This window comes from Vibrio sp. Y176, assembly GCF_033438945.1.
The window spans coordinates 1-679 of record NZ_JAWOQS010000574.1 but is presented as its reverse complement, the minus strand read 5'-3'; the positions used below and the strand labels follow the sequence as shown (position 1 = coordinate 679).

1 pseudogene is annotated in these 679 nt (G+C 47.6%); it reads left to right on the top strand.

The features are described from left to right. Positions 1-679, top strand: a pseudogene (locus R7O13_RS27375) (23S rRNA pseudouridine(2604) synthase RluF); the annotation flags it as partial.

The following is a 679-nucleotide window of genomic DNA, read 5'->3' as shown; positions in this document are numbered from 1 at the left end:
CGAATTCCTAAAACAGATGTCGAGCGGTGTTCGAATCCTCGATACCGTAACGCTCCCTTGTAAAGTTACGAAAGAAACCAAGTTCTCTTTCCGTATTGTTTTGACTCAAGGCCTAAACCGTCAGATCCGCCGTATGTGTGAAGCACTCGGCTACGAAGTATTTAAACTTCGCCGCGTACGCATCATGAACATCTCTCTAGATGGTATTCCAAATGGTAAATGGCGTTACCTAACCGATGACGAAGTCGCAGAAATTTTAGCAATGTGCGATGGCTCAGTTGGTACCGAGGAAGCGTCAAAGACAGATTCTCGAGGTCGTAATATTCGTAAAGCGACTGATGCGAAACTGTTTGATAGCCGTGAAGAGAACCAAGGTTCGACTGCTCGTCGCAATCAAAAAACGCGCACCTTCCGTGGTAATAACGCTGACGAGTTCCGTCATGCGCCTAACTCTAAAAAAGGCCAGCAAAAGCGCCGTCAACGTGATGATGAAAGCTCACGCCCTGCGAAAGAGCATTACAAAGCGAAACCTCAAGGTGAACGCGCGAAGCCACAAGGTGAGCATGGCAGACCGCAAAACAAGCCTCAAACACCGAGCAAACCGAAGCAGCATTACGTCAATCCGAATACGACAAGTAAACCGGCAAAACGCACTAGTGGCACATTAAGCCTCAAAAAA